The organism is Bradyrhizobium sp. CCBAU 51627, from assembly GCF_028128765.1.
In the GTDB taxonomy this organism is placed as follows: Bacteria; Pseudomonadota; Alphaproteobacteria; order Rhizobiales; family Xanthobacteraceae; genus Bradyrhizobium.
The window spans coordinates 484,264-509,652 of sequence record NZ_LBJG01000024.1; the positions used below are offsets into that span (position 1 = coordinate 484,264).

Annotated in this window: 19 protein-coding genes and 3 pseudogenes; 18 read left to right on the plus strand and 4 right to left on the minus strand. The window is 60.3% G+C overall.

What is annotated here, in order from left to right; genetic code table 11:
- Positions 1-6 precede the first annotated feature (6 nt).
- A pseudogene (locus XH88_RS17220) lies at positions 7-331 on the plus strand (pyruvate kinase); the annotation flags it as partial.
- A 3-nt stretch (positions 332-334) separates the two neighbouring features.
- Positions 335-510, plus strand: a pseudogene (locus XH88_RS17225) (IS1595 family transposase); the annotation flags it as partial.
- 165 nt (positions 511-675) lie between these two features.
- Here XH88_RS17225 and XH88_RS17230 read toward each other — a convergent pair.
- Positions 676-1,515 carry a DUF3800 domain-containing protein gene (locus XH88_RS17230; protein ID WP_271669476.1) on the minus strand — a complete coding sequence of 280 codons (840 nt, stop codon included), beginning with the start codon at positions 1,513-1,515 and terminating at the stop codon, positions 676-678.
- Positions 1,516-1,822: 307 nt separating this feature from the next.
- On the opposite strand from XH88_RS17230, the gene XH88_RS39230 reads away from it, so the two are divergent.
- The 9 genes from XH88_RS39230 to XH88_RS17270 all read left to right on the plus strand — a co-directional run bounded on the left by XH88_RS39230 (position 1,823) and on the right by XH88_RS17270 (position 10,486).
- The gene (locus XH88_RS39230; RefSeq protein ID WP_442868461.1) at positions 1,823-2,467 is read left to right on the plus strand and encodes a PAS domain-containing protein; all 645 of its coding nucleotides are present in this window, start codon (positions 1,823-1,825) and stop codon (positions 2,465-2,467) included.
- A gap of 68 nt (positions 2,468-2,535) precedes the next feature.
- Positions 2,536-2,730: a hypothetical protein gene (locus XH88_RS17235; protein ID WP_271669477.1), complete on the plus strand. Its 195-nt coding sequence runs from the start codon at positions 2,536-2,538 to the stop codon at positions 2,728-2,730.
- 489 nt (positions 2,731-3,219) lie between these two features.
- Entirely contained in the window at positions 3,220-4,083 is an 864-nt protein-coding gene (locus tag XH88_RS17240; RefSeq protein ID WP_271669478.1) for a branched-chain amino acid ABC transporter permease, read from the plus strand.
- Positions 4,080-5,300 (plus strand): substrate-binding protein, encoded by a 1,221-nt coding sequence (locus XH88_RS17245; RefSeq protein ID WP_271670369.1) that lies wholly within the window; start codon positions 4,080-4,082, stop codon positions 5,298-5,300. The genes XH88_RS17240 and XH88_RS17245 overlap by 4 nt, the downstream gene beginning before the upstream one ends.
- Before the next feature lie 89 nt (positions 5,301-5,389).
- On the plus strand, positions 5,390-6,376 hold the full coding sequence (locus tag XH88_RS17250) for a branched-chain amino acid ABC transporter permease (RefSeq protein ID WP_271670370.1): 987 nt from the start codon (positions 5,390-5,392) through the stop codon (positions 6,374-6,376).
- A complete protein-coding gene (locus XH88_RS17255) occupies positions 6,363-7,097 on the plus strand; it encodes an ABC transporter ATP-binding protein (RefSeq protein ID WP_271669479.1) in 735 nt (244 codons plus the stop codon). Before XH88_RS17250 ends, XH88_RS17255 begins: the two co-directional genes overlap by 14 nt.
- The gene (locus XH88_RS17260) at positions 7,090-7,785 is read left to right on the plus strand and encodes an ABC transporter ATP-binding protein (RefSeq protein ID WP_128948341.1); all 696 of its coding nucleotides are present in this window, start codon (positions 7,090-7,092) and stop codon (positions 7,783-7,785) included. Before XH88_RS17255 ends, XH88_RS17260 begins: the two co-directional genes overlap by 8 nt.
- A 76-nt stretch (positions 7,786-7,861) precedes the next feature.
- Complete coding sequence (locus XH88_RS17265) at positions 7,862-9,118, plus strand: amidohydrolase family protein (protein ID WP_271669480.1); 1,257 nt, start codon at positions 7,862-7,864, stop codon at positions 9,116-9,118.
- A gap of 147 nt (positions 9,119-9,265) precedes the next feature.
- On the plus strand, positions 9,266-10,486 hold the full coding sequence (locus XH88_RS17270) for a substrate-binding protein (RefSeq protein WP_271669481.1): 1,221 nt from the start codon (positions 9,266-9,268) through the stop codon (positions 10,484-10,486).
- 58 nt (positions 10,487-10,544) lie between these two features.
- Here the strand turns inward: XH88_RS17270 and XH88_RS17275 are convergent, their stop codons facing one another.
- A complete protein-coding gene (locus tag XH88_RS17275) occupies positions 10,545-11,327 on the minus strand; it encodes an enoyl-CoA hydratase-related protein (protein ID WP_271669482.1) in 783 nt (260 codons plus the stop codon).
- A 662-nt stretch (positions 11,328-11,989) separates the two neighbouring features.
- Between XH88_RS17275 and XH88_RS17280 the strand changes: the two genes are divergently transcribed.
- Together XH88_RS17280 and XH88_RS17285 are read left to right on the plus strand one after the other, a co-directional pair.
- Complete coding sequence (locus XH88_RS17280) at positions 11,990-13,249, plus strand: MFS transporter (protein WP_271669483.1); 1,260 nt, start codon at positions 11,990-11,992, stop codon at positions 13,247-13,249.
- A 125-nt stretch (positions 13,250-13,374) separates the two neighbouring features.
- Positions 13,375-16,011, plus strand: a complete 2,637-nt coding sequence (locus XH88_RS17285) for a CehA/McbA family metallohydrolase (RefSeq protein WP_271669484.1) — start codon at positions 13,375-13,377, stop codon at positions 16,009-16,011.
- A gap of 161 nt (positions 16,012-16,172) precedes the next feature.
- On the opposite strand, the gene XH88_RS17290 is transcribed toward XH88_RS17285, so the two are convergent.
- Complete coding sequence (locus XH88_RS17290) at positions 16,173-17,264, minus strand: LacI family DNA-binding transcriptional regulator (RefSeq protein WP_271669485.1); 1,092 nt, start codon at positions 17,262-17,264, stop codon at positions 16,173-16,175.
- A gap of 266 nt (positions 17,265-17,530) precedes the next feature.
- Here XH88_RS17290 and XH88_RS17295 point away from each other — a divergent pair, with 266 nt between their 5' ends.
- The 5 genes and pseudogenes from XH88_RS17295 (at position 17,531) to XH88_RS17315 (ending at position 23,989) form a co-directional block, all read left to right on the plus strand.
- A complete protein-coding gene (locus tag XH88_RS17295; protein ID WP_271669486.1) occupies positions 17,531-18,724 on the plus strand; it encodes a CaiB/BaiF CoA transferase family protein in 1,194 nt (397 codons plus the stop codon).
- A gap of 58 nt (positions 18,725-18,782) precedes the next feature.
- Complete coding sequence (locus XH88_RS17300; RefSeq protein WP_271669487.1) at positions 18,783-20,213, plus strand: MFS transporter; 1,431 nt, start codon at positions 18,783-18,785, stop codon at positions 20,211-20,213.
- A gap of 62 nt (positions 20,214-20,275) precedes the next feature.
- Positions 20,276-21,424, plus strand: coding sequence for a hypothetical protein (locus XH88_RS17305; protein WP_271669488.1), 1,149 nt, complete (start codon positions 20,276-20,278; stop codon positions 21,422-21,424).
- A gap of 175 nt (positions 21,425-21,599) precedes the next feature.
- A complete protein-coding gene (locus XH88_RS17310) occupies positions 21,600-22,529 on the plus strand; it encodes a dihydrodipicolinate synthase family protein (protein ID WP_271669489.1) in 930 nt (309 codons plus the stop codon).
- 57 nt (positions 22,530-22,586) lie between these two features.
- A pseudogene (locus XH88_RS17315) lies at positions 22,587-23,989 on the plus strand (NAD-dependent succinate-semialdehyde dehydrogenase).
- Between the two features lie 482 nt (positions 23,990-24,471).
- Here XH88_RS17315 and XH88_RS17320 read toward each other — a convergent pair.
- Positions 24,472-25,386 carry an NAD(P)-dependent oxidoreductase gene (locus tag XH88_RS17320; protein ID WP_271669490.1) on the minus strand — a complete coding sequence of 305 codons (915 nt, stop codon included), beginning with the start codon at positions 25,384-25,386 and terminating at the stop codon, positions 24,472-24,474.
- Positions 25,387-25,389: the final 3 nt, after the last annotated feature.

Sequence of the window (25,389 nt, forward strand, 5' to 3'; positions counted from 1 at the left end):
GGCACGATGCGCCGCTCACGCCATGCCAAGATTGTCGCAACCGTTGGGCCGGCAACCGCATGACCTGAAAAGCTTTGTGCGCTCTATCTTTGGGGGGCTGATACTTTCAGGCTGAACTTCAGCCACGGGACCCATGACGATCACGCCCGTGTGCTCGCCTCGATCCGTGCGTTGGAGCTGGAATTAAATCGGCCGATCGGCGTGCTGCAGGATCTGCAAGGCCCGAAGATCCGGATTGGCCGGCTCGATGAAGGGCCAGCTCGCGCTGGATGCCGGGGAGACGGTCTGCTTCGCGCTAAGAAGGACAGGCGGGAAGCAGTCAATCCCGCTGCCGCGCGGCATGAAGGGTACCTATCAGCATTGCGCCGAGAAGCATTTGCACCGATATTTGAACGAGTTTGATTTCCGCTGCAGCAATCGCGTTGCTCTTGGCGTGAACGATCTCGACCGTGCAGAAGTGCGTTGAAGGGTGCCGCTGGAAAGCGCCTCACCTATAAGACAACTAACTAGCCAAGAGGCGCCCTACGGCAAAAGCCGCCGCTCCCCCAAAAGGGAAAAAGGCAGAGCCAAAAACGAAACTGACCGACAAAGAACAATCCGAGCGATTCATGCAAACCGCTCGTGAGCTTGGCGTTGACGAGAGTGGCGAAAAGTTTGAGCGGGCCCTAGGAAAAATCACTTCGTCAACAGCCGCGAGGTCGGGTCGGGCAAAGTCATCCTGACCCCTTCACGTCGCCGACTTAGCCACCGCGCCGCATCTTGCGGTCCGGAGAAAGCACTCATCACGGATCTGGTGAAAGGCATCTTTTTTATTGCATCAGCAAGAGTCCTGCGGATGCCGCTTTCCTTCAGGTCTATATGGATTTGAGGTATGTCTCTCTTACATCCCCAGGGAAACTGATAGCTCTGGATAGCCTCTCGATTCCCTTCATTGTGCCATTTCCTGATCCACCATGCGTACAGGTCAGCGGCTTGGAGCGGCATAAATCTTTCATCTGGTCTGAAGATTGGCGTGCTGCCGATACGGCCTTGCGCCGCTGGATTCATCAATACCTTCATCCAGTCCCACATCTCCAAGATATGAACCTTTTCCGACTCGTCATCGAAGATGAAATCTACTGGATCGTTCAACTGCATGAATTTCTGCTGATGTATGGCCAAAATCTCAATGAGGCCGCGCGATGCGATGTAATATGGATTTTCAAGGTTTTCTCGCCCGAGCACGGTTTCTGTAACCAATTCGCGAACGGCCTTCTTGAGGGCGGCCGTATCAACCGCAATTGAGATGGCTGCTTGTATGTTGTGCTTTTCAATCAGTCGGTAAAAGTACGCAGCTATTTCTAGCCGCTCTTTCATCTCGAACATTTTGAACCGCGCCATTTGGGCATGGTCCAGTTGCGCTTTCCATTCATCTGAAAAGCTGGCCCACGTGTCAGCATCGGCAATATAGCCGGCCAAAACAAGCGACCGCTTATCGCCGGTACCACTGCCATCAATGTACGCCTGAAGCACCATCAGATGACGCGAGGGGCTTCCATTCTGGGCAAGCCGCTGACGAGGGCCCATGCATCTGCGGCGGTATGCCGGGCAGCCTTCATGGCCTACCCCGGGCCTGCATACCACTTGGGTACGGCAACTACAATGTGCCCAGACCGGCGGCCCTTCCTCGATGGACAAGACATGAAAGTGTCCGCAACTGATTGCAGTTCGCCTGATCAGAAGCCCACATCGCTTGAGCGCCGGCAGCATCAGCCTGGCCGATATACTTCTCTTTATCGAAAAAAAGTCGATCGGCCTGTGGCGGAGCAATGACAGTGGGCAGATGCAATGGTCTCCCGGATTCTACGAAGTGTTCGGACTGGACCCGCGTCAAACGGAACCGTCCCCTGCCGAGATCGACAGGAGAATTCATCGCGAGGACGGCGGCTGCGTCCGCAGGTTCGGACAGCGATCAATCGCCCATGCGACACTCGAGGGTGAATTTCGGATCATCCGGCACAACGGCACCTTGCGCAGGATTTGCGCCCGAGCCGAGCCGAGCCGTTGTCGGACCCGACCGCAAGCCGCAATGGATGCTTGGCCTTGCTACCGATGTCACGGAAAAGCAAAACTTGTCCAAGGCTCTCAACATTGCAACGGAGCGCTCGAGAGCTCTGGCACGGATCGTTCGGGGGCTCGTATGGGACAGCCAGTTGTGATGGTCACATCAGCGCGTTTTCCGATCCAGACCCCCTGCGTGGAATACAGCAATCCGGGAAAGTGGGCGGACCTTCTCCATGACAAGGAACGCGAACCCGTTTTGAGGGACTGGCAAGTCTCCTTAGCGACGGGACAGCCATACGAGGTGGAGGCCCGGTTGCGGCAGGCAGATGGAGCTTACCGTTGCCATCAATGCACGGCTGTACCGCTCGGCAACAGCAATGGCGGTGTAAGGGAGTGGCTCGGCTTGTGGATCGACGCGCATTAGAATAACTCGCAAGGGAGCGGAAAGGCGCATCGAAGCTCACGTGGAGGCAATTGCGAGCCGCACGGGGGATGCTGAACTGGTCGGTGAAGCAGTTGGCCGAGCGAAGCGGGTTGTCATGCGCCGTCATCAGGCGGCTCGAAGAGTACAATGACACGCTTCCCGCATCCGACGATCTGCTACAGACTCTGTTGGCCACGTTTGCGGGTGCGGGAATTGAATTCACATTTCCGCTGGTCGGCAAGCAAGGTGTTCGGCCACAATGACTTGATACCTTCTCGGTGCCGAACTCACTGCCTGCGGCCATCGTGAAGTGGTGCGTCAGCTCGTCTGGTTTCCTCCGATAGTTCGGCAAGCGCTAACGACGCGCGTTTGCGAGCGTCTGCGGTGACGGCATGCGGATAGCTCTCTATCGCTTTTGGCTGCATCGAAATTGGGCTGGCGAGAACGGCCGGCGACCCGGCGGGGCCTCTTTAACGTGTCCCGCAATGTCGGTCGCCTGGCCAACATTACCCAACATTACTCAAATCTTCCTGCGTTGATCTAGGCAATCTCGCGCCGCATGTCGTGAATGAAGCGCCGACAGGCGGGCCGCCCAAGAAGCTCACCATTGCCTGCAACTCCCCTTGTCGGGATGACCTTCCAGGAGCGCTCTCGTGTCAGCAGCCCTTCGCATTCCAACGTGCAGCTCACGCCTTCGAGCGCTCGGCGTGAAGATGATTTGCTCCCAAGCCCAAGGAATGTGACGCAGCAACATGGATACGCTACTTATCGCGGCCTTCGAGATTTTGAGCTTTGGTGCCATCGTTGTGCTGGTCGTGCTCGGGCTCGGGATCATTGCCAGCATGATGGGCATCTTCAACTTCGCGCAAGGCGAGTTCGTCCTGCTCGGCGCGTACGTCACTTATCTCGTGCACAGCGTCGGTTTACCGGTCCCGCTCGGCATGCTTGCCGCGCCCGTCGCGGTCGGCACGCTTGGCTTCGTCCTGGAAAAACTGGTCGTACGACGATTCTATGCCGCTCCAATTGTCGCCATGCTCGGCACCTATGCGCTCGGGCTGATCATTCGCGAAGCCGTGCGCGGCCTGACCGGGGGGCTTTATCTCTCGGTCCCGGAGCCAATCAGTGGCTCTATTACGATCGGTAGTCTGCATTTCGCCTCCTGGCGCGGCGTCATCGTCGTCATCACTTTGCTGGTCATGGCCGCGAGCCATGCACTGCTCGCCTACACCTCGTTCGGCCTGCGAGTCCGCGCCTCGCTGGAGAACCCACAACTGGCGCGTGCCTCAGGCATCTCCACGGGCATGATCTACAGCGTCACCTTTGCCTTTGGTGCGGCGCTCGCGGGTCTCGCCGGCGCGCTGATCGTGCCGGTCTTCTCGCTGTTTGCAGATCTCGGCATCCGCTTTCTTATCCAGGGTTTCGTTGCCGTGATGGTCGGTGGCGTCGGGTCCTTCGCGGGCTCGGTCGCTGGCGCCAACGTCATCGGTACGTTCAGCGCTTGGCTGCCTTGGCTGATGTCACCGGTCATCGCCGACGTTCTGGTGTTCGTGCTCGCCATCATTTTCATCAAGTTCCGGCCGCAAGGCCTTGTTTCGGGAAGAGGGGTCAATCGATGATCAACGCCAGCCGTCAACTGAGCCGCCGCCGCTTTCTCGGCAATCTCGCCTTCACCTCCGCCGCCATCGCGGCGGGTCCGGGCAGCTGGGTGATCCGTCCGGATTGGGCAAATGCTGCGGAAGGTCCGATCAGGCTCGGCATTGCGACCGATCTTACGGGGGCACTCGGCTTTGCCGGCAACACCGACGCCAATGTCGCTCGCATGCTGGTCAAGGAGATCAATGACTCCGGCGGCCTGTTGGGACGCCCGATCGAACTCCTGATTGAGGATACTGCCTCCGACGAATCCGTCGCCGTAGGAAATGTGCGCAAGCTGATCCAGCGAGACAAGGTCGATCTGGTGATCGGCGGTATTTCGAGCTCGATGCGCAATGCGATCAAGGACGTCATTATCTCTCGCGGCAAGACGCTCTATATTTATCCCGAGGGTTACGAAGGTAAAGAATGCACACCCTATCTGTTCTGCACCGGCCCGGTACCGGCACAGAATTGCGACCAGTTCATTCCCTGGTTGGTCAAGAATGGTGGCAAGCGCTTTGCGCTGCCTGGCTCCAATTATGTCTGGCCGCAAACGATCAACGCCTATGCGCGCAAGGTGATCGAGAGCAGCGGTGGCGAAGTCGTCTTCGAAGAATACTACCCGCTCGATCAGATCGACTTTTCGTCGACGGTCAGCCGCATCATATCCAACAAAGTCGACGTGGTGTTCAACGCCATTGTGCCGCCGGGCGTGAGCCCGTTCTTCAAACAGCTTTATCAAGCCGGCTTCTCCAAAAACGGCGGGCGGCTGGGGTGCGTCTATTACGACGAAAATTTCCTGGAAATGAACCAGGCCCAGGAGATTGAAGGGCTTGCGAGCAGCCTCGACTACTACAAGGTGCTCGCGGCGGAGGATCCGGTGAGCGCCAGGATTCAGTCGGCTTACGACAAGCAGTTCCCTGCCAAGTTCCGATTCTCTGCAGGCAGCGCCGCGACCGGCACCTATCGAGGATTGAAGCTGTGGGAGGCTGCAGTGAAGGAGGCCGGTACAATCGACCGTGACGCGGTAGCCGCAGCCCTCGACCACGCGAAGATAGCGGAAGGGCCGGGCGGGCCTGCCGAAATGGCGCCCGGCAAGCGCCACTGCAAGATGAACATGTACATTGGAGTGGCGAAGGGCGGCCAGTACGAGATTGTCGCCCGTAGCGCCGGCCTGGTCGAACCGAAGGAGTGCTGATGTCATCGACCGGCACTGACATACAGCCCCCGCCACACGTGATTGAAGCTGCTCGTTCGCCCGCCACGGCATCTGCCTTCGCCGGGCGAATGAAGGTGCTCCCGATTCTCGAAGTGGCATTGCTCATTGCAGCTTCGATCGCACCGCTCGTCCTGCGGGATTACATCACTGTCTATGCGACGCGAGTGCTCATCCTGTGCCTCTTTGCGTTGTCGTTCGACCTGGTGTGGGGCTATGCCGGGATTTTGAGCTTGGGTCAGTCGTTGTTCTTCGGCATGGCCGGCTACGGAGTGGCGCTGCTTTCACGCGACTTCGGAGTCGGATCGATTTTTGCCGTCCTCCCGGCTGGAACCCTGATCGGTTTTGTGGCGGCATTGTTGCTGGCTGGTTTCCTGCTGCTTGGCCGTCACCCCTCCAGTGTGGTCTTCGTTTCGCTTGGTACGATGACCGGAGCTTACACAGCTGACCGGCTTGCGAGAGGCTCTCATTACCTTGGCGGCCAGAACGGTATCCCTTCGATCCAACCGATGACAATCGGCTCATACCAACTGAGCGAGGGACCAGGGTTTTATTACCTGGTGCTCGCCACTCTGGTTCTGATCTACCTTCTGTCGCGCTTTTTGTTGAGGTCGCAGTTCGGTCTGGCGCTGGCGGGATTGCGAGAGAACGAACAGCGCATCGCCTTCTTCGGGTACAAAGTGCAACATTTGAAGGCGATCATATTCGCAATCAGCGGCGCGATCGCGGGGACTGCCGGTAGCCTCTATGCGTTTCACGAGGGGTTCGTCTGGACCAACATGCTGGGCGTCGTCATGTCGACCCAGGTCGTGCTCTACGTCCTGTTCGGCGGCTCCGGGACATTGATCGGCGCGGTCATCGGCACCGCGATTGTCGAGGGCCTCAGCTTCTGGCTCTCCGACAATTATCGCGATATCTGGCCGATCATTCTCGGCGTTCTGCTGTTGCTCGTCATTCTGTTCCGTCCGCTAGGCTTGATCAGCCTGGTGCTGGGCGAACGGGAACGTGTCGGTAATTTCGGCCCGAGCCTGAAGGAGAAGCGCAATGCCGCTCCTTGAAGCCGTGGGCATCTCCAAGGTCTTCGGCAAGCTCACCGCGCTGGACGGAGCGGCGCTCACCGTCGGCGAGACAGAGTTTCATGGCCTGATCGGGCCGAACGGCTCGGGCAAGAGCACGCTGATGAAGTGTCTTGCAGGTGCGCTAGTGCCGACGCAAGGCAAGGTGACGTTCATCAATACTGACGTCACCTCGTTGACGCCGCCAGAGCGTGCGCGAGCGGGCATGAGCCTGAAATTCCAGATCACCGCTGTGCTACCGTCCCTCACGCTTTACGACAACATCCTGCTCGCGCTGCAGGCCCGGTCCTCACTGCTGGATCTGGCGTTCTCGCGCAGTCGGGGACGACTGCACGAGGAGGTCATGACGCTGCTCCTCCAGTTCCGGCTCGCCGATCGCGCCTTTGATGCTGCGGCGACCCTGTCTCACGGGCAGCAGCAATGGCTGGAGATCGCGATGGCGCTCGCATGCCGGCCGCGCCTTCTGCTCTTGGACGAGCCGACCGGTGGCATGAGCCTCGAGGAGCGCCGCGTCACGGGCGAGTTGCTGCAGCCGATCAAACAGCATTGCTCGCTCGTCATCGTGGAGCATGACCTCGATTTCATCCGCGACATGTGCGACCGGCTAACGGTGCTCGATCAGGGCAAGGTTCTGGCGTCAGGGACGGTTGCCGAGATCCAGGCCAACAGAAGCGTCCAGGAGATCTATTTGCGCCGTGCCTGAATTCCTCAATATCAAGCATCTCGACGCCGGCTATGGACGCAGCCAGGTCTTGTTCGGCGTCAATATGGCCGTCCCGCCGCGCGGCGGTGTGGCCGTCCTTGGCCGCAACGGCGCCGGAAAGAGCACGCTCATGAAGGCGATCGTGGGTGAACTGCCGGCATGGAAGGGCGGCGTGCAGTTCGGCGGCCGGGACATCGATCGCCGCCGCACCGAAGAGCGGGTGCGGGCCGGTATTGGATATGTGCCGCAAGAGCATTCGGTGTTCGCGCGCCTGTCCGTGCGCGACAATCTCGCCGTCGGATCGCTTTTGCACCGCGATGGATCGGCAGTGGACCGGGTCATGAGGATGTTTCCAAAACTCGGCCAGCGCCTGGATCAGCCGGCCGGAACGCTGTCCGGTGGCGAGCGCAAGATGCTCGCAATCGCCCGCGCGATGCTCGGAAACCCTAAGCTTCTCCTATTGGATGAGCCGACCGAGGGTGTCTGGATCGGCGTCATCGAGGAGATTACCGAGCGCTTGATGGAGCTGGCCAGAGAGATCGCCATCATCATCGTTGAGCAACATCTCGATCTTGCAATGCGTGTCGCGGAGCACGCCTATGTGCTCGATCGCGGCCGTGTCGCGCTGTCGGGCCCCTCGCAGCAATTACGCGACGACCCGCGGCTCCTGACGTATCTGGCGCCGTAGAGGCGTCCCCGGCTGCCATCACAGCCCGGAAGATGGCGCGCTGAAGTTCCTTGAGATGACTGAACAGAGAGGAACGATGTCCAAAACCATGAGTGATTTTGTGAATGCGTGCCAAGTCGTCGATGTCCATGAACATCACATGCCCGAGGTGGCACATAGCCGGGACGTAAATCTGTTGAAACTCTTCCAGCAGAGCTATGCGGCTTGGACAAGCAACGTCCTGCCATCCGAGCCCAAGGCGACGGGCGACATGTTATCTACCGCTACCGAGCCGACCACCTGGGAAGCCCTTGCGGCGTTCCTGGAGAAGAGTGGATCGAACGCATTCGTTCGCAACCTCGCCGGCGGTATAGCCGAGCTTTACGGCGTCGCCGAAACCGGAATCACGCGCGACAACTGGGAGGCGGTAGACGCTTCCGTGCGCTCGCGCCACAAGGAGGCGACATGGCCAAGTGAAGTGATTGGGCGCGCCGCCATTGGGCGGATCGTAACGGACCCTTTTCTCGATCCGTTGATGGATCCGCGCCCGGGTCTTGGACAAAACTACGATGCGGTCCTCCGGATCAACGCATTCGCCCTCGGCTGGCACCCGGAATCCCGCGATCACAATGGAAATTGCGGCCATACGTTGCTGCGGCGCCTTGGCATGGAGGTGAAAACCTTTGACGATTATTGCGATGCAATCCGCGAGCTCGTATCCGGCTGCGCCTGGCGCAATCACGTTGCGCTCAAAAACGCGCTCGCCTATGACCGGGATCTAAGCTTTGACGAACCGAATGAGGACCTGGCTCGGCAGGCCTGGGGACAAAGGTCTCCATCCCCTGTGGCGCGCAAGGCTTTCTCTGACTTTGTCGTCGACTTGTTTTGCCAGCTCGCAGGCGAGGCCGACCTGCCAGTCCAAACTCACCTTGGAACGGCAATCATAAGCGGCTCCCACCCCCTGCGAATGACCGGGTTGATTGAGCGTCATCCCCGGACGCGCTTTCTGCTGATGCATTTGGCCTATCCCTGGAGCCGGGACTTGTTGGGAATGGCCTTTGTTTACCGAAATGTCTGGCTTGATTTGTGCTGGTCCTTTCTGTTGAGCCCGTCACATTTCAAGCTCGCCCTGCACGAGGCTATCGAAGTCTTGCCGGATGAATCGCGAATGATGATCGGAGGAGATTGTCTTCACGTTGAGGAGACGTTTGCCGCGATACAGGGCGCGCGCCGGCTCATCAGCGAGGTTCTGAACGAAAAGGTCGCGAACGGTTACTTTCGATCACGAGACGCAGAGCGCCTGGCGGTCAGAATCCTAGGCGAGAACGCGAGGGAGTTCTTCAGACTGTCCTGAAGGCTGCCCGTTACGCGATTTTACCCAAACGCGAGCGGAAGAGGCTGCTTGAACCCAATAAGGACGGATAGCTTTCCGGCTACCGCGCCCAGAGGAAAGAGCAGGGCGCTCGGATTTAAGGCCATGAGCCAAGGGGAGGCCAGTTCGATGTTGAATGATCACCGGCAACTCAGCCGCCGCCGCTTTCTCGGCAATTTCGCCTTTGCGTCTGCGGCCATTTGGGCCGGCCCGGGCAGCTGGATGATCCGTCCTGACTGGGCCAACGCCGCCGAGGGCCCGATCAGGATTGGCATTGCCACCGACCTTACGGGGGCACTCGGCTTTGCTGGGAATACCGACGCCAATGTCGCTCGCATGGTCGCGAGCGAGATCAACGAGAACGGTGGTCTCCTGGGACGCCCGATCGAGCTCCTGATCGAGGACACTGCGTCCAACGAGTCGGTTGCTGTCGGCAATGTCCGCAAGCTGGTTCAGCGAGACAAGGTCGATCTGGTGCTCGGCGGCATTGCGAGCTCGATGCGCAACGCCATCAAGGACATCATCATCTCTCGTGGCAGGACGCTCTACATCTATCCGCAGGCCTACGAAGGCAGGGAGTGCACGCCCTATCTGTTTTGCACCGGACCGGTACCGGCGCAGAATTGCGACCGGTTCATTCCGTGGTTGATCAAGAACGGTGGCAGACGCTTTGCGCTGCCTGGCTCCAACTACGTCTGGCCGCAAACAATCAATGCCTACGCGCGCAAGGTGATCGAGAACAGCGGCGGGGAGGTGGTATTCGAGGAGTACTACCCGCTCGACCAGATCGATTTTTCATCCACCGTGAGCCGCATCACGTCCAACAAGGTGGACGTCGTATTCAACAGCATTATCCCCCCGGGCGTCGGCTCGTTCTTCAAACAGCTTTATGAAGCGGGCTTTTCCAGGAATGGGGGACAGCTGGGCTGCGTCTACTATGACGAGAACACGCTCGAAATGAATCAGGCTCATGAGATCGAAGGCCTCGCCAGCAGCCTTGACTATTACAAGGCGCTCGCGGCGGAAGATCCGGTGAGCGCCGAGATTCAGTCGGCCTACGAAAAGCAGTTTCCAGGCAAGTTCCGGTTCTCAGCAGGCAGCGCCGCGACCGGCACTTATCGAGGACTGAAGCTGTGGGAAGCCGCAGTGAGGGAAGCCGGTACAATTGACCGCGAGGCCGTCGCTACCGCGCTTGACCACGCCAAGATTGCGCAAGGGCCTGGCGGGCCGGCGGAGATGGTGCCGGGCAAGCGCCACTGCAGGATGAACATGTACATTGGTGTGGCAAAGGCCGGCCAATACGAGATCGTAGCCCGTAGCGCCGGCCCGGTCGAGCCGAAGGAGTGTTGAACACCGCATGTTGCGCGGGCGAGCTTCGCCGGCGCCGCGTGCGAGCCAGTCGCGGTGGCTAGGTCCTGCGATAGTTCGGCGGCCTCTTCTCAAAGAAGGCGTTCATGCCCTCCTGCTGGTCAGCTGTGCTGAAAGCGTGACGTATCGCTTGCCGCTCGAACTCGAGGCCGGCGTCCAGCGTGGTCTGAAACGCAGCGAGAACGGCCGCTTTGGCAAGTTCAGCTGAACGGGGAGGCTTTTGCGCAATCAGATCGGCTAGTTCAAGCGCTCGCGTCTGTGCCCGGCCGTTTTCGACAACTTCCGCGACAAGGCCTGCCTGCATCGCCTTGCTGGCCGTAATGGACTGGCCGCTCAGGATCATTAGCATGGCCAGAGATTTGCCAGCCACACGTGTCAGCCTTTGCGTTGCGCCGTCGCCGGGCAATATCCCGATGTTGATCTCAGGCTGCCCAAAGACCGCCCCTTCGCCTGCAATCACGATATCCGCGAGCAGCGCCAGTTCGTGGCCGCCGCCGAAGCAAATCCCCTCGACCGCGGCAATGAGAGGCTTGGGGAAATTGGCGATGTCCCGCCAGGCAGAACGCCGGGCGAAATTGTCGATTGCCTCAAAGCCGCGCTCCCGCATCTCCTTGATGTCGGCTCCGGCAGAGAAGAACGCATCGCTGCCACAAAGCACGACACAGCGGACATCCTCATCGACTGCGGCACGGCGCAAACTGGCGCCAAGCTCCACGATCAGCTCGTTGCTCAGGGCGTTTCGTTTCGATGTCCTGTTCAGCGTCAACAGGCGCACGTGGGGCGGCACAGATGTCGAAAGGATGAGATTGGACGTCTCGGTCATGGGCCGATTCTCCGGAAGGAATATGAGAGGACGCCTTAGACTGAAATCGATTTCTTGGCAACGAGGCTTTTCGAAGCCTCATTTTCGCTAGTTTAGCTCTTGCAGCACTGGCTCAACACGCTCAACGCGGCTGAAAGTGCGCGGTGCGGAGACCCGCCCCTTAAAAAGGCCTTGACTCACAGTTCCAAAAACGTTTTGTTATGAAATCGATTTCAGCAGTCGATGTAAGGACACTGCGGGAAACCGGAAGCGTGCGGCCGGCGAGAGTGGGCTGCATCTGAGGGATTTCATTGACGCTGCGACGCCTCTTCTGACGCCGAGCTGTCCAACACAACAAAATCAGCTTCTTCAGAAGCGCTTGGAGCAACAGGAGGAAGGCTGGCCATGGGGATGGCATGGAATCTGGCGCGCGCTTCATGCGAGCCGCCGCGCGAGTCGCAAGCAGCGATGGAGGCGTCCTGCGCGACCGAGGTCGTGCAATGGTCACTCGTGAGGCGAGGCCCGCAAGTCGGCGGGCGCAGTTGAGCCCACGAGCGGTTGCTCGTTCTCGCCCGACCCGCAACACCATTCACGTCATCAATAGAGCCCGAGGACCCATGAACATTGTTGCTCAGCCCAGCGCTGCATCCATCCAGCTTGACAGTCCAGTTGCGAACAGACGGATGACCGCCAGCCTCGGAGGAGGCGTAGCTCTGGAGTGGTACGACTGGAATATCTATGGCGCGATGGCGGCGTTTCTCTCGCCCCACTTCTTTCCTTCTGATGATCCGACGACCTCGCTGCTCGCGGGACTGGCCGTATACGGAGCGGGCTTCTTCGCGCGGCCCCTGGGCGCGGCGCTGCTGGGCCCCGTCGCCGATCGCATCAGCCACAAGCGTGTCATGCTGATCTCGGTCACGGCCATGGCGGTTTGCTCGCTATTGATATCCTTATTGCCGACCTACAAGGACATCGGCGTCATGGCGGCCGTGGCGCTGCTCGTCATGCGACTGATTCAGGGGCTTGCAACCGGCGCTGAAGCTGGTGTCGCCAACGCCATCGCGATTGAACTGGCGCCGCCCGGCAAGGAGGGACGTTTTCTTGGTCTGATCGGCGGCACGTTCATCCAGCTGGGAAACCTCGGATCCAGCCTGGTTGGGTTCCTGGTGAGTGCCTCGGTGGCTCCCGATGTGATGCGCGAGTGGGCTTGGCGCATACCCTTCGCGGTCGGTGGCGTCCTGGGTCTGTTGATCATCTATCTGCGCACCGCGGTGCCGGAAACCTTGATCCATCGCGCCATGCATCGGCAGGATGAGGCTTCGCGCATTCAGGAAACGACGGGCGGGGTGTGGAAGACGCTGTGGAGCGTGCGGCTATCCCTGTTGACTGTCATCCTCGTCATCGGGTCGATGCAGATTGCCAATTATGCCTGGAATGCCGGGCTGCCCAACATGGCCAATACTGTGTTCAAGGAGAACAGCACCTCTGTGTACGGGATCATGACATTGATGGTCCTGACCTGGATGCTGTCCGCGCCTTTTGTCGGCGCCTTCGCGGACAAGGTACGGCCCTCGCGTGCCTTCACGCTGCTGCGGCTGCTGCTCATCCCGTGCTTCTTCCTGACGCTGCTCTACTCCGAAAAGAGCATCTCCACCTTCTTCTTTGTCACGGTGTTCGGCGGCGCCATTGTGGGCTTTAACATGGCTCTCTACAACTTCATCGCGACCACGCTGATGCCGCGTTCGGTACGGACAACGGGAGTAGCTCTTGGTTATGCACTCGGTGTTTCGATGTTTGGCGGAACGTCACCCTACCTGATGGTCTGGCTGCAACGCGAGCAAATTGCCTGGATGTTTCCCGTGTACGGCTCGTTGGTCGCGCTGCTCAGCGTCGTCGTCTACCAGATCGCCAAGAAGCGCGGCCGCGTCTACATCGGTGATTGAAGGTGCTCTGCCTGCTGCATTCCGCTGCACCAAGGCAGACGCAAGTGTTTTGTGTTCGATGCAAGGCAATGATCGCGGCACACCTCGCTTGCGGACCGGCGAATTCCTGAACTGGAGTCCAACGAATGAAAACGCCTTCATCGCCGCACTTCACGCCCGTGGACTTGAAGCCATATTTCAACGCCAGGCGTGCAAATGCCGGTGAGGGTTTTGCCAGCCGCCCGGGCGACATTGGCTGGATCGGTTCGCTTCGCGGGCTGAAGACCCATCGCGGCATGCCCTTTCTCTTCGGCAGCGAAACAGGGGCGGACGTGCTGGAGCTGCGCCCCGGGGCACCTCCTGTTGCCATCGCGCTGCCACCGAGAATGGCGAGCTATGTGCTGTTCGTGCTAGTGGCGGCAGACCGACCCAGTGCAAGCCCCGTGGGTTTCGGAGAGATCGGCCCGGCTACGCTGCCTGTGGAAGGCAATCCACTTGGCGATCGGGTAGCCACTTATGGGCTCCGCTATGCCGACGGCAGCGAGACCGACGTGCCGGTGCTGCGCAGGTTCGCGATCCAGCAGAACCACATCTCCTGGAGTGCGAGTGCGTTCGCTGCCCTGCCGCTACGCGCCCCGATCGTGCACGCAAGCACCGGCGAGGACTATGTACTCGGCAGAGCGCCGGGGGCGAGCTTCTTCCTGGGCGAGGCCCGCACCGAATCGGGACGCATGGATCGGCAAGGCGAGAACCTGTGGCTTTACGCGCTCCCGAACCCCTATCCGGACAAGGAGCTTTCGGCGTTGAGTTTGCGCGCGGAACAGGAAATCTCGCTTGTCTTTGCGGTGACCACGACAACGCTCACCCAGCATCCGCTGCGCCTGCAGTGCCGCCGCAAGCTCAAGGTGCGGCTGCCGCCCGGGGTCCATCTGAACAAGCTTGGCGAGCTCGATGTCGACGATCGGGGCGAGCAGATCGGCATGGACCTCGGCACGGTCATCTCGGCCCGCGCAGTGCTCGAGTACTCCAGAGCGGATTGGCTCGGCGCCAAGGTTGATGTGCAGCCCGTCCGCTCCGGGAACGAAGTCATCGTCGAGTACTCCGCGCATCCGGACGCAAGGCTCTATCTGCGCTCCGACGATGGCCGCTTGCATGTCTTCGAGCTTCGAGCGCTGGAAGCTGCCGGCAATGCAGGAGGCGCGCCGCTCAATGTGACCACAGTCGAACCGGCCACAAGGCCGGTCAGGATCCGCATCGTAGAGAAGGGCAGCGGCGTGCGTGTTGCCGCGCGCCTGCATCTGCACGGTGCGCACGGGGAGTATCTGCCGCCCAAGGGACATCACCGCAAGGTCAACACCGGCAGGTTCGAAGACTTCGCCGGCGAATTTGCCAACGGGCTGAACCAGTACGCCTATGTGGACGGCAGTTGCGAGGCGGACCTGCCGCTCGGACCCGTGTTCGTCGAGATCTGCCGGGGTTTTGAGGTGCATCCGCTGCGCACCATCGTCGAAATCACTGCGACCACCGACAATCTCATCTTTGAGCTCGATCGTGTGCTGCGCTGGCGCGAACAGGGATGGGTCAGCTCCGATACGCACGTCCATTTCCTGAGTCCGCAGACAGCGCTGCTCGAGGGCAAGGCTGAGGGTGTCAACGTCGTCAACCTGCTCGCGGCACAATGGGGCGAGCTATTCACCAACGTCGCTGATTTCGACGGCCGCACGACGATCGGGGCAAAGGATTTCGGTGGGGACGGAGAATTTCTGGTTCGGGTCGGCACGGAGAACCGAATGCAGGTTCTGGGGCACATATCGCTGCTCGGCTACGAAGGCGAGATGATCAATCCGCTCTCTTGCGGCGGGTCCAACGAAGCTGCGATCGGCGATGTCCTCGAAGCGACCATGGCTGCCTGGGCGGAGCGCTGCCGCCAGCAAGGGGGACTGGTCGTGATGCCGCACGCGCCGAACCCCCAAGCCGAGCGGGCGGCCGACATTGTGCTCGGCCTTGTCGATGCCATCGAAATGATGTCGTTCAACCCGCGGACCGCGCAGATCAGCGCGTTTGGCCTGGCCGACTGGTACCGCTATCTCAACATCGGATACCATCTGCCGCTGGTAGCCGGCTCCGACAAGATGGACGCGGCCGCACTCCTCGGCGGTTCGCGGACCTATGTGCGGCTGGGCGAGCGCGACTTCACCTATCGCAATTGGATGGAGGCCGTGCGTCGCGGGGATACGTTCATCACGGTCGGGCCTCTGGTTGAGATGATCGTCGAAGGCCAGCGTCCCGGGAGCACGATCCCGCTTTCCCGTTCAGGCGGCACGCTTGGCATCGACTGGCGCATCGAATCGGTCAGCGTTGCACCGACACGGCTGGAGCTGATCCGTAACGGCACGGTGGTCGAGGAAGTCCGATGTGCCAGCTTGTCGTCCAAAGGTCAGCTCTCGCTGCACGTCACCGAGTCCTGCTGGATCGCGCTACGCGTGCGGGGCAGTGTCGCTGGACGCGAGGCTGACATCGCGGCGCACACCAGTGCTGTCTACGTCACAGTTGGCGAGATGCCCATCTTTGCCACTGCGGACGCCGTGGCGGTCCTTGCGCAAATCGAGGGATCGATCGCCTATATGGATACGCTTGCCCCGAAGTCCAATGAGGCGCGGCACGCGCGGCTGCGAGCCACCCTGGAACTTGCGCATCATCGCCTGCATCACAAGCTGCACGAGCTCGGCGCCAGCCACCACCATGCGCCCGTTCACTCCGTTCACGTTGAACGCGAGCATTGAAAACCTCTGTGCCGTCGTCTCTTGGGAGGTGTCATGGCATAGTCACCGATCTACTTTTCGCGCGACAATGAAATGGGCGAACAGCACTGCGTTTCGACCGGCTCCTGGGGCCTTGGGGAGGTCAAACTACCTCCTTATATGAAATCGTTTTCAAATGGTGGTCATACATCTCGGCTGCGCCGCCGGCGGGCGGGCCCTTCGCCAGAGCGTGGCGGCGCGCTCGATGAGCGCATGACCAGGCGGTAGGGCAACAGGACGCTTTTGGGAACCGGGCTTCCGGCGATGGCATTAATTAGGTAATCGGCGGCCCCTCGGCCGATTTCAGCTGCCGGAACACTGACGGTTGTGAGCGGGGGGTCCATTTGCGCCGCGAGCTCCACATCGTCAAATCCTGTGATGGATAGCGCGGTCGGAACGATCAGCCCCATTTTTCGAGCCTCTGCCATGGCACCGATGGCAAGCGTGTCGGTGGTGCAGATCACCGCTGTCGTATCAGGGTGGTCGGTCAGGAGTTGACGAAGGGCGCTGCGGCCCTGGGCAAGCGAATAATCGGCCTTGATGATCTGGGTCGGCTTGAGCGGCAGGCCGGCGTCCGAGAGCGCGCGCTGAATTCCCTCGAGCCTGGCGCGGGATCTGTCGTTGGAGGTTGCAACAACGTTGGCGATCGCGCCGAATCGGACATGTCCAAGCCTTAGGAGATACTCGGTCATTTCCCGGGTCGCGCTTTCGTTATCGATCCCGATCGCGGGGATACCGCCACCTGCCTTGGAAACATAGGTCGTGATGACGGGTACGCCGGCCTGTTCGATCAGGCTCCTCAGTTCACGTCCATGGGAGCCGCCAACCAGCACGATTCCATCGATGCCGCGTTCGACAAGGCTCTGCAGTTCCTGGAATTCCCGCCGTTGGTCATACTGGGAATTCGCAATGAACAGCGTGTAACCGCTTTCGCTGAGGCGGTTCTGCAGCGCCTCCACCCCTTCCGCAAAGATGCCGAGCGCCAGCGTCGGGACGATGACGCCGACAGTCCGCATGCGTCCCGATTTCAAGGCCCTGGCCGCGCTATCGCGCGTATAGGAGAGGTCATTGATATGCCGCATGACCCTGTCGCGAAGCTCCGGCCGCACGATATCGGGATGATTGAGGACGCGCGAGACGGTCGCCGGTGAGACATTTGCCTTCCGGGCGACGTCCTCGATCTTCACGCGCGGTTGCTGGCGGCCTTTGGGGTCGATGACAGGTTTCTTGTCCATCTGCTCTGGTCAATCGCGGAGAAGGAGAGGGTCTCCCGCTCAAAGCTTTAACCATCCCGAGCACCACATGCTCAAGTCCTGTGTGTGACGATCCCGCGCTATCTGTGGTCCTCCCAGCGCGGACGGCAGGTGAGCTGGTCGGGCGGCATTCGAAAAATCTGTTGATCCGCTTGACTCCGTTCAAAGGAGGGAATAATTCTGAAATCGATTTCAGAAATGAAGTAAGAAAATACCGTCATCTTCACGGAAGCCGAAGGCACGAACGTATGGTCGATCTATTGAAGGGCATTCGTGTCCTGAGCTTCAATCACTTCCTGATGGGTCCGGTCGGGGTGCAGTTTCTGGCGGACCTCGGCGCTGACGTGATCGCCGTAGAGCCTCCCGGCGGGGCCTTTCAGAGGAAATGGGGCGGAGCGGACAAGCGGGTCGACGGCCAGTCGATGTTGCTTCTCACCGGAAACCGCAACAAGCGCAGCCTCACGCTAGATCTGAAAAAACCCGAAGCCGTGGCCATTGCCAGGCAATTGATCGCGCAATCGGATGTGATCACAGAGAACTTTCGCCCGGGCGTGCTCGACAAGCTGGGCCTTGGCTATGAGAATGCAAAGAAGATCAATCCTCAGATCATCTACGCTGCCGCCTCCGGCTACGGTCCTGACGGGCCCTACGTCAATCGCCCCGGCCAGGATCTTTTGATCCAGGCGCTGTCAGGACTTGCGATGATCACCGGAAGTCGCGAGCAAGGGCCGCGGGCTGTGGGCGTTTCCGCCATTGATCATCACGGCGCTGCGTTGTTTGCGGCGGGGATCCTGGCTGCCCTGGTGAGAAAAGCGCGCACGGGGCAGGGCTGCCGCGTCGATGTCAGCCTGCTGTCGGCAGCGCTCGACCTGCAGATGGAATCTTTTACCTGCTACCTGAACGGCAAAAGGCCTGACGACGTCCGTCAGCCGGGCCCCGTAGCCGGCTGGTACTACGGAGCACCTTACGGCATCTACGCGACGCGCGATGGACACATTGCGATCTCTCTGGGATCGCTGGAGGCGCTCTCGGACGCGCTCGGCCTGCCTGCCGATCAGCGAATTCCTGACCAGGAGGCCTATCGCCGGCGGGATGAAGCCTCGGCCCTGATTGCCGCCAACGTCGCTAAGCGCTCAACCACGGAATGCATCGTCCTGTTCGAAGCGCACGGAATTTGGCACGCCGCCGTCAACGATTATGCCGAGGTCGTTGCCGATCCGCAAATCGCGCACAACAAAAACTTCCAGGTCGTCGCTGGTGCAACGGGGACTCCCATCACGCTTGTCAGCCATCCCGTGCGCTACGACGGGGAGCTGCCGGATGTGCGTTTGCCGCCGCAAAAGCTTGGTGCGCAAACGGAAGAGATCCTGAAAGAGCTCGGCTATGACGCCCGGCAATTGAAGGATCTCTACGAGACGGGCGCCGTCGGCGCTGCAGAATAGCATGACCAAAGAAAAATAAGCTTCGCGAAAGAAGCGCGCTTTCACAACAGGAGGGACCATGGGAATGGGACATAAGCCAACTCGCGCGCGCTTTTTCGGCGACGCTTCCAGCAACGTTTACTCTTCGACGTCAGCGCAAGCGGCGATGCCGCTTGGCGGAGAGGTGAACACCTTCGTTCACGTCAGTCCCGTGTCCGATGCGCCTGAGGGGCAAATTGCCACCAGGACAATGACGGCAGGTCTCGGAGGAGGCGTTGCGCTCGAATGGTACGATTGGAACGTCTATGGCGTGATGGCGGCGTTTTTGTCGCCACATTTCTTCCCGTCCAATGATCCCACCACCTCGTTGCTCGCGGCACTCGCCGTCTACGGAGCCGGCTTCTTCGCGCGGCCGCTGGGCGCGGCCCTGCTCGGTCCGGTCGCCGATCGCATCAGCCACAAACGAGTGATGATGATCTCGGTCACGGCGATGGCGCTGTGCTCGCTCTTGATCGCGCTTCTGCCGACTTACAGGGATATCGGGGTCACCGCGGCGGTTGCGCTGCTTCTCCTTCGTCTTGTTCAAGGACTGGCGACCGGCGCTGAAGCCGGCGTCGCTAACGCCATCGCCATCGAGCTGGCGCCGCCCGGCCGGGAAGGGCGTTATCTGGGCCTGATCAGTGGTTCGTTTATCCAGCTCGGCATCTTCGGATCCAGCATGGTCGCCTTTCTGGTGAGCGCGTCGGTCGCCCCCGAGGCGATGCGCGAATGGGCTTGGCGTCTGCCATTCGCCGTGGGCGGCGTGCTTGGCCTCTTGATCATTTATCTGCGCAGCACCCTTCCAGAAACCTTGATCAATCGCGCGATGCACCGGCAACATGAGCTGTCGCGCATTCAGGATACGACAGGCGGAGTCTGGAAGACGCTTTGGAGCGTCCGGCTATCGCTGCTCGCCGTCATTCTGGTAATCGGGTCGGTGCAGATCGCGAACTACGCCTGGAACACCGGCCTGCCCAACATGGCCAACACCGTGTTCAAGGAGGATAGCACGTCAGTCTACGGCATCATGACGCTGATGCTCCTGATCTGGATGTTTGCCGCACCGTTGGTTGGTGCGTTCGCCGACAAGGTCCGGCCCTCGCGCGCTTTCACGCTTCTGCGGCTGTTGCTCATTCCGTGCTTCTTTCTGACACTGGTCTATTCGCAGAAGAGCATCTCCACGTTCTTCTTTGTCACGGTGTTCGGCGGCGCCATAGTCGGCTTCAACATGGCCCTCTACAACTTCATCGCCACAACCCTGATGCCGCGTGCCGTGCGGACCACAGGGGTGGCCCTCGGCTACGCGTTGGGCGTGTCGCTGTTCGGCGGGACGTCACCCTATCTGCTCGTGTGGTTACAACGTGAGCAGATCGCCTGGATGTTTCCTGCCTATGGATCGTTGATCGCGCTGCTCAGCGTCGTGGTCTACCAGATCGCAAGAAAGCGTGGCCGCGTCTACATCGGCGACTGACCCCAGCCTGCCTCCCCACTGCGCCTCGTGGCGTAAAGAGAAACCCTGTCGGACCAAGAATAATGTCGAGAAGCGAATATCTTTCCGCGCGCGAGCGCATGCTCACGCGCATTGCACAGACCCGGGACGCTGCACGCTCCGGCCTGCCACACTGGGCGAGTACCGTGGACGGAACCTGGACGTTCACGCCCGACGGTGATTGGACTGGCGGAGCGTTCGTCGGTGAGCTCTGGCTTGCGCATCTCGCTGACCCGAGGCGGTTCTCAATCGACGATGCGCATGCAGCGCTAAGTCGGATGTTGCCACGTGCCGAGCGGCTTACGGCCTTCAAGGGTTTCGGATTCTATCATGCTGGCGCCCTCGGCAGCATTCTTTTTACGGATGAAACCGCGCGCGCGGCGGCTCTGACAGCAGCAAGGTCGCTTCGGGACATGTATGATCCACGCCTCGGACTGATCCCGTTGGGCGGGGATGCCGAGGAGGCAAGCGCAGTCGGGGCCTCCGAGAGCAGCATCGACTCCCTCCAGGCGATAGGCCTGCTCTATTGGGCCGCCGACGAGGTTGGCGATGCCCGGATGGAGGAGGTTGCCAATGCGCATATGCGGCGCGTCCTGGAGATCCACGTGCGGCCGGATAATTCGGTGATCCAGTCCTCCACGCTCGACCCGCACACCGGCAAGGTTCTCAGAACACACACGCACAAGGGATATAGCGATATCAGCACCTGGGGCCGGGCGCAGGGATGGGCGATGCTCTACACCGCTCACGCCGCCATGGTTCGCCCGAAAGAGCCGTTATGGCGCGATTACGCCGTGCGGGTTCTTGGCTGGTGGATCGACCATGTCCCTGCCGACCTCATTGCCTACTGGGATTTCGACGATCCGGCGATCCCCAACACCAGCAGGGATACTGCGGCCACTGCTATCGCCGCTGCCTCGGCGCTGCGTCTCGCATCCGCACTTGGTCCTGAGGAGGGCGCCAAGTATCGAGTGTTTGCGGAGCGCACAGTAACGCAGCTGTCGAAATACCTGACACCGACTGCTCCCGAAGACCGGCGCCCGCCCGGAATGCTCACCGGCGGCTGCTTCACCCGAAAGGCAATCGTGCGCGATATCGATGCGGCGGAGAACGTCGAGTTGATCTTCGGAAGCTACTTCCTGTTTGAATGTCTTGCCATCCTGACGGGGCTGCTCCCATCTGGACGGATCTAGTCCCGATGAGCGAAACGTCCGACCTTGATCGATAGCATTTTCGAGCAGTCTTGCTCGGCGACGCGCCGCTCGATCTGTCCAGGAAGTTCGACGGCATCGGCTCTACTCCTTGAATGTTCCGATGGGTCTGATCGAGCCCGAGACAACTGACTGCCTCCTGTTTGGAACCCTCTGCATGAGAAATGCGAAAACTCCCGTCTATCGCGGCCTGTTCCCGGTCGCTCCGACGCCCTTTACGGAATCCGGAGCTCTCGATCTGGAAGGGCAGCGGCGCGTGCTCGATTGCATGATCGATCAAGGCGTCGACGGGATCTGCATTCTGGCCAATTATTCCGAGCAGTTCCTGCTGTCGGATCAGGAGCGCGATATTCTGGTCGATCTTTGCCTCTCGCATGTCGCGGGCCGCAAGCCCGTCATGGTGACCTGCAGCCATTTCAGTACGCAGATCGCAGCGCAACGCGCCCGCTATGCGGCCGAACGTGGGGCAAGCCTTGTCATGCTGATGCCGCCTTATCATGGCGCAAGCCTCAAGGCGGATGAAAGCGCCATGATCGCGCATTTCGGCCGCGTCGCGGACGCTGCCGGGATTCCAATCATGGTCCAGGACGCGCCGCTCTCCGGCGTTACATTGACGGTCCCTTTTCTCGTCCGGCTTGCTTGCGAGGTGCCGCTCGCCAGATATTTCAAGATCGAGGTCCCGTTTGCGGCTGCCAAGCTGCGCAGCCTGATCGACCTCGGCGGTGAGGCCATCATCGGTCCATTTGACGGGGAAGAAGCCATCACCATGATGGCAGACCTCGATGCCGGTGCGACCGGAACGATGTCGAGCGCGCTGCTGCCCGATCTGCTTCGCCCCGTACTCAATCATCACAAAGCGGGACGCCGGCAGGAAGCCGCTCTTGCGTATGCAAGGGTGCTGCTCCTCATCAATTTCGAGAACCGCCAGTGCGGCCTGCGCGCAGCCAAGAGCGTGATGGCTGAAGGTGGTGTGATCAGATGCGAAGCCGTGCGCCATCCGCTCGAGCAGCTCCATCCGACGACGAGAGCTGGATTGATGGAGCTTGCGCATGAGCTCAGCCCGCTGGCTCTTCGCTGGGGACATTGAGGCGTGGACAATCGAGAAGAAGCGGTGCGGGCACAAGTTGTGTACCCCCAGATCAGGATGTTCATCGCCGTGGAGTGGACGGCGGATCGCTCTGAAGAGATCCTCAATCCCGCGACCGGACAGCCCATTGGCGAGACTCCTTATGCGTCCCGCGGCGATCTTGATCGCGCCCTCGCAGCCGCCGCGGAGGGCTTCGAGATCTGGAGAAAGGTATCGGCCTTCGACCGGTACAGGATGATGCGCAAGGCCGCCGATCTCATACGCTCGCGCGCAGCCGACATCGCGTCGATCATGACGCTCGAACAGGGTAAACCGCTGAGCGAGTCGAGCGCTGAAACGCTCCTCGCCGCCGATATCATCGACTGGCTCGCCGAGGAGGGGCGCCGAGCTTATGGGCGGATCGTACCGGCGCGCTTTGGCAATGTTGGCCAGCTGGTGACCAAGGAGCCGGTCGGGCCGGTTGCGGCATTTACGCCGTGGAATTTTCCGATCAACCAGGCCGTGCGCAAGATATCCGCGAGCCTTGCAGCCGGCTGGTCCATCATCGTCAAGGGACCTGAAGAGACGCCGGCGAGCTGCATGGGCTGGTTCGTAGCTTCGCGGATGCGGGCTTGCCGGCGGGCGTCGTCAATCTCGTCTTCGGGGTGCCGTCCGAAGTGTCAGACTATCTCATCCGCCATCCCATCATCCGCAAAGTATCCTTCACCGGTTCGACCGTGGTCGGAAAGCATCTCCCAGCCCTTGCCGGCGCCCATATGAAGCGCTCCACCATGGAGCTTGGCGGGCACGCGCCTGCCATTGTTTTCGCGGATGCCGATGTCGGGAAAGCCGCCAAAATCCTCTCGGCGAACAAGTTCCGTAACGCCGGCCAGGTCTGCGTCTCGCCGACGCGTTTTGTGGTGCATGAGAGTATCTATGAAGAGTTCGTCGACAGGTTTGTTGCCGAGGCCAGCGCGATCAGGGTTGGCAATGGCCTCGAAAGGGATAGCCGGATGGGACCGCTCGCCAACTGGCGGCGGGTCGACGCAATGGAAAAGCTTGTCGCGGACGCTCTTGGTCGCGCCGCACAGTTGCGCATCGGCGGCAAGCGTATCGGCAATGCGGGGTACTTCTTCGAGCCGACGGTCCTGACCGATGTTCCACTCCAAGCGCGCATCATGAATGAAGAGCCGTTCGGCCCCGTCGCCCCGATCGCGCGGTTTAAAACCTATGACGAGGTTGTCACGGAGGCCAATCGACTGCCTTACGGGCTCGCCGCCTACGCCTACACGCGATCCGCCGCTACGATCGCCGCGATCGGGGCCGATCTTCAATGCGGCATGCTGTCGATCAATCATCATGGACTTGGGCTTCCCGAAGTGCCTTTCGGAGGAACGAAGGAGCCGGGGTTCGGTTCGGAAGGTGGCCTCGAGGCAATCGAGGGCTATCTTCACACCAAATTTGTGAGCCAGGCGAGCTAAAACCGGAACATTCAGGCGGGAGCAGAACGAGATACTTTGTCCAGTAAATCAGCCCGTCGTGGACAACAGTTACGTGTGCAGGAGCGCTCAAGTATTCCCGCCAATGATAGCCGGCGAGCAACCACCAATACCGACGTTTCTGTTGCAAGCGTGACGCGTTCGAATCCGCCTTCCTTGGCCGTAGGAGGCAAGGAAGCATCCTTAAGCGATGTGAGCTATTCCTTGCCGTCCGCGTGTCGCCCCAACCAGCGCAGGTTTGGATTACTCTCCAAACGCGTTCCGGCTTCGAGCGCGCGCTTCATGATCGCTAAACCACCGCCTGCAATCGCCGGCGCCCTGGCTCAGTTCGGTGCGCTGCCACCTCCTGACGCCGCCGCCGGATTCGCTTGCGCTGAGGCCTAATGTCATACTCATCGAACACAGGGCGGCACCCGCCGAAACACGGACACCAAAGGCACGCGGAAAGATGGCCCCGCGCAGACTTATACCAAGCCGTTTACGATCGCCAAATGTGGCAGGGTCAGTCCACCTTTGCCTGCGACAACCGCGAGGTTGAATTCCTGCGCGGCAGCATCCAGGACCGGCACGGAAACGGCTCTCTCGCGCGCCAGGCGCACAGCACACTCGATATCCTTTGCAGCATTTGCAATCGAGATTGCGAGTGCATCTGGTTTCTCGCCCAACAAAAAGGCGGCGAAGGCTTGGAATATTCCACTGTTAGTCGAGCCGCGACCGACCAAAGAGCGTAGCGTCACAAGATCTATCTCTAGACTATCCGCGAATTGGCAGACCTCAGCGGCGACGGCAGCTATGCCCATCGTCATGCTGTTGTAAACAAGCTTGAGCTTGTGGCCGTCTCCGACATCTCCAACATGCAGAACGGTCTCGCAAAACGCAGCAAGAATGCGTTCGGCGACGGGAAAGAGTGTTGCATCCGACCCAACCATCGCGTTGAGAAGGCCCAGCTCTGCTTGCTCGGGGCTCCGTGTTACCGGAGCATCAATAAAGTTTAGACCCCGGCTTCGCGCCTTTCTCGCCAATGCAATGGTCGAGGTAGGATACGAGGTCGTGCAATCAATTATCAGGCCTCCTCGGCACATGTGAGCAAACAGTCCATCGTGATCGAGGCACACCGTCTCAACTTCACGGCTGGACGGTAAGGATAACACCACGACACTTACGTGCTGCGCCAACTCTGCGATCGATGTGTGCTCGCGGGCTCCTCCACCTGTCAGGCGATCAGCACCGGACCGGTTCTTGTTGACTTTGATGTGGAGCTCGCTTTGGCGCCGCAACAGGCTAATGCCTATACCTGTTCCCATGCGCCCCGCTCCGATAAGCCCTATGCTCTGCTTGATCGTTTTGGGAGCCGCGTTGGCTGATGATCCCTTGCTCATGAT

What these genes read in the sequence shown, in the direction of transcription:
- XH88_RS17230 (WP_271669476.1), bottom strand. Translation starts at nt 1,515, where the DNA reads ATGGTGCTTCAGGCGTACATTGATGGCAGTGGTACCGGCGATAAGCGG.
- XH88_RS39230 (WP_442868461.1), top strand. Translation starts at nt 1,823, where the DNA reads ATGCAATGGTCTCCCGGATTCTACGAAGTGTTCGGACTGGACCCGCGT.
- XH88_RS17235 (WP_271669477.1), top strand. Translation starts at nt 2,536, where the DNA reads ATGCTGAACTGGTCGGTGAAGCAGTTGGCCGAGCGAAGCGGGTTGTCA.
- XH88_RS17240 (WP_271669478.1), top strand. Translation starts at nt 3,220, where the DNA reads ATGGATACGCTACTTATCGCGGCCTTCGAGATTTTGAGCTTTGGTGCC.
- XH88_RS17245 (WP_271670369.1), top strand. Translation starts at nt 4,080, where the DNA reads ATGATCAACGCCAGCCGTCAACTGAGCCGCCGCCGCTTTCTCGGCAAT.
- XH88_RS17250 (WP_271670370.1), top strand. Translation starts at nt 5,390, where the DNA reads ATGAAGGTGCTCCCGATTCTCGAAGTGGCATTGCTCATTGCAGCTTCG.
- XH88_RS17255 (WP_271669479.1), top strand. Translation starts at nt 6,363, where the DNA reads ATGCCGCTCCTTGAAGCCGTGGGCATCTCCAAGGTCTTCGGCAAGCTC.
- XH88_RS17265 (WP_271669480.1), top strand. Translation starts at nt 7,862, where the DNA reads ATGTCCAAAACCATGAGTGATTTTGTGAATGCGTGCCAAGTCGTCGAT.
- XH88_RS17270 (WP_271669481.1), top strand. Translation starts at nt 9,266, where the DNA reads ATGTTGAATGATCACCGGCAACTCAGCCGCCGCCGCTTTCTCGGCAAT.
- XH88_RS17275 (WP_271669482.1), bottom strand. Translation starts at nt 11,327, where the DNA reads ATGACCGAGACGTCCAATCTCATCCTTTCGACATCTGTGCCGCCCCAC.
- XH88_RS17280 (WP_271669483.1), top strand. Translation starts at nt 11,990, where the DNA reads ATGACCGCCAGCCTCGGAGGAGGCGTAGCTCTGGAGTGGTACGACTGG.
- XH88_RS17285 (WP_271669484.1), top strand. Translation starts at nt 13,375, where the DNA reads ATGAAAACGCCTTCATCGCCGCACTTCACGCCCGTGGACTTGAAGCCA.
- XH88_RS17290 (WP_271669485.1), bottom strand. Translation starts at nt 17,264, where the DNA reads ATGGACAAGAAACCTGTCATCGACCCCAAAGGCCGCCAGCAACCGCGC.
- XH88_RS17295 (WP_271669486.1), top strand. Translation starts at nt 17,531, where the DNA reads ATGGTCGATCTATTGAAGGGCATTCGTGTCCTGAGCTTCAATCACTTC.
- XH88_RS17300 (WP_271669487.1), top strand. Translation starts at nt 18,783, where the DNA reads ATGGGAATGGGACATAAGCCAACTCGCGCGCGCTTTTTCGGCGACGCT.
- XH88_RS17305 (WP_271669488.1), top strand. Translation starts at nt 20,276, where the DNA reads ATGTCGAGAAGCGAATATCTTTCCGCGCGCGAGCGCATGCTCACGCGC.
- XH88_RS17310 (WP_271669489.1), top strand. Translation starts at nt 21,600, where the DNA reads ATGAGAAATGCGAAAACTCCCGTCTATCGCGGCCTGTTCCCGGTCGCT.
- XH88_RS17320 (WP_271669490.1), bottom strand. Translation starts at nt 25,386, where the DNA reads ATGAGCAAGGGATCATCAGCCAACGCGGCTCCCAAAACGATCAAGCAG.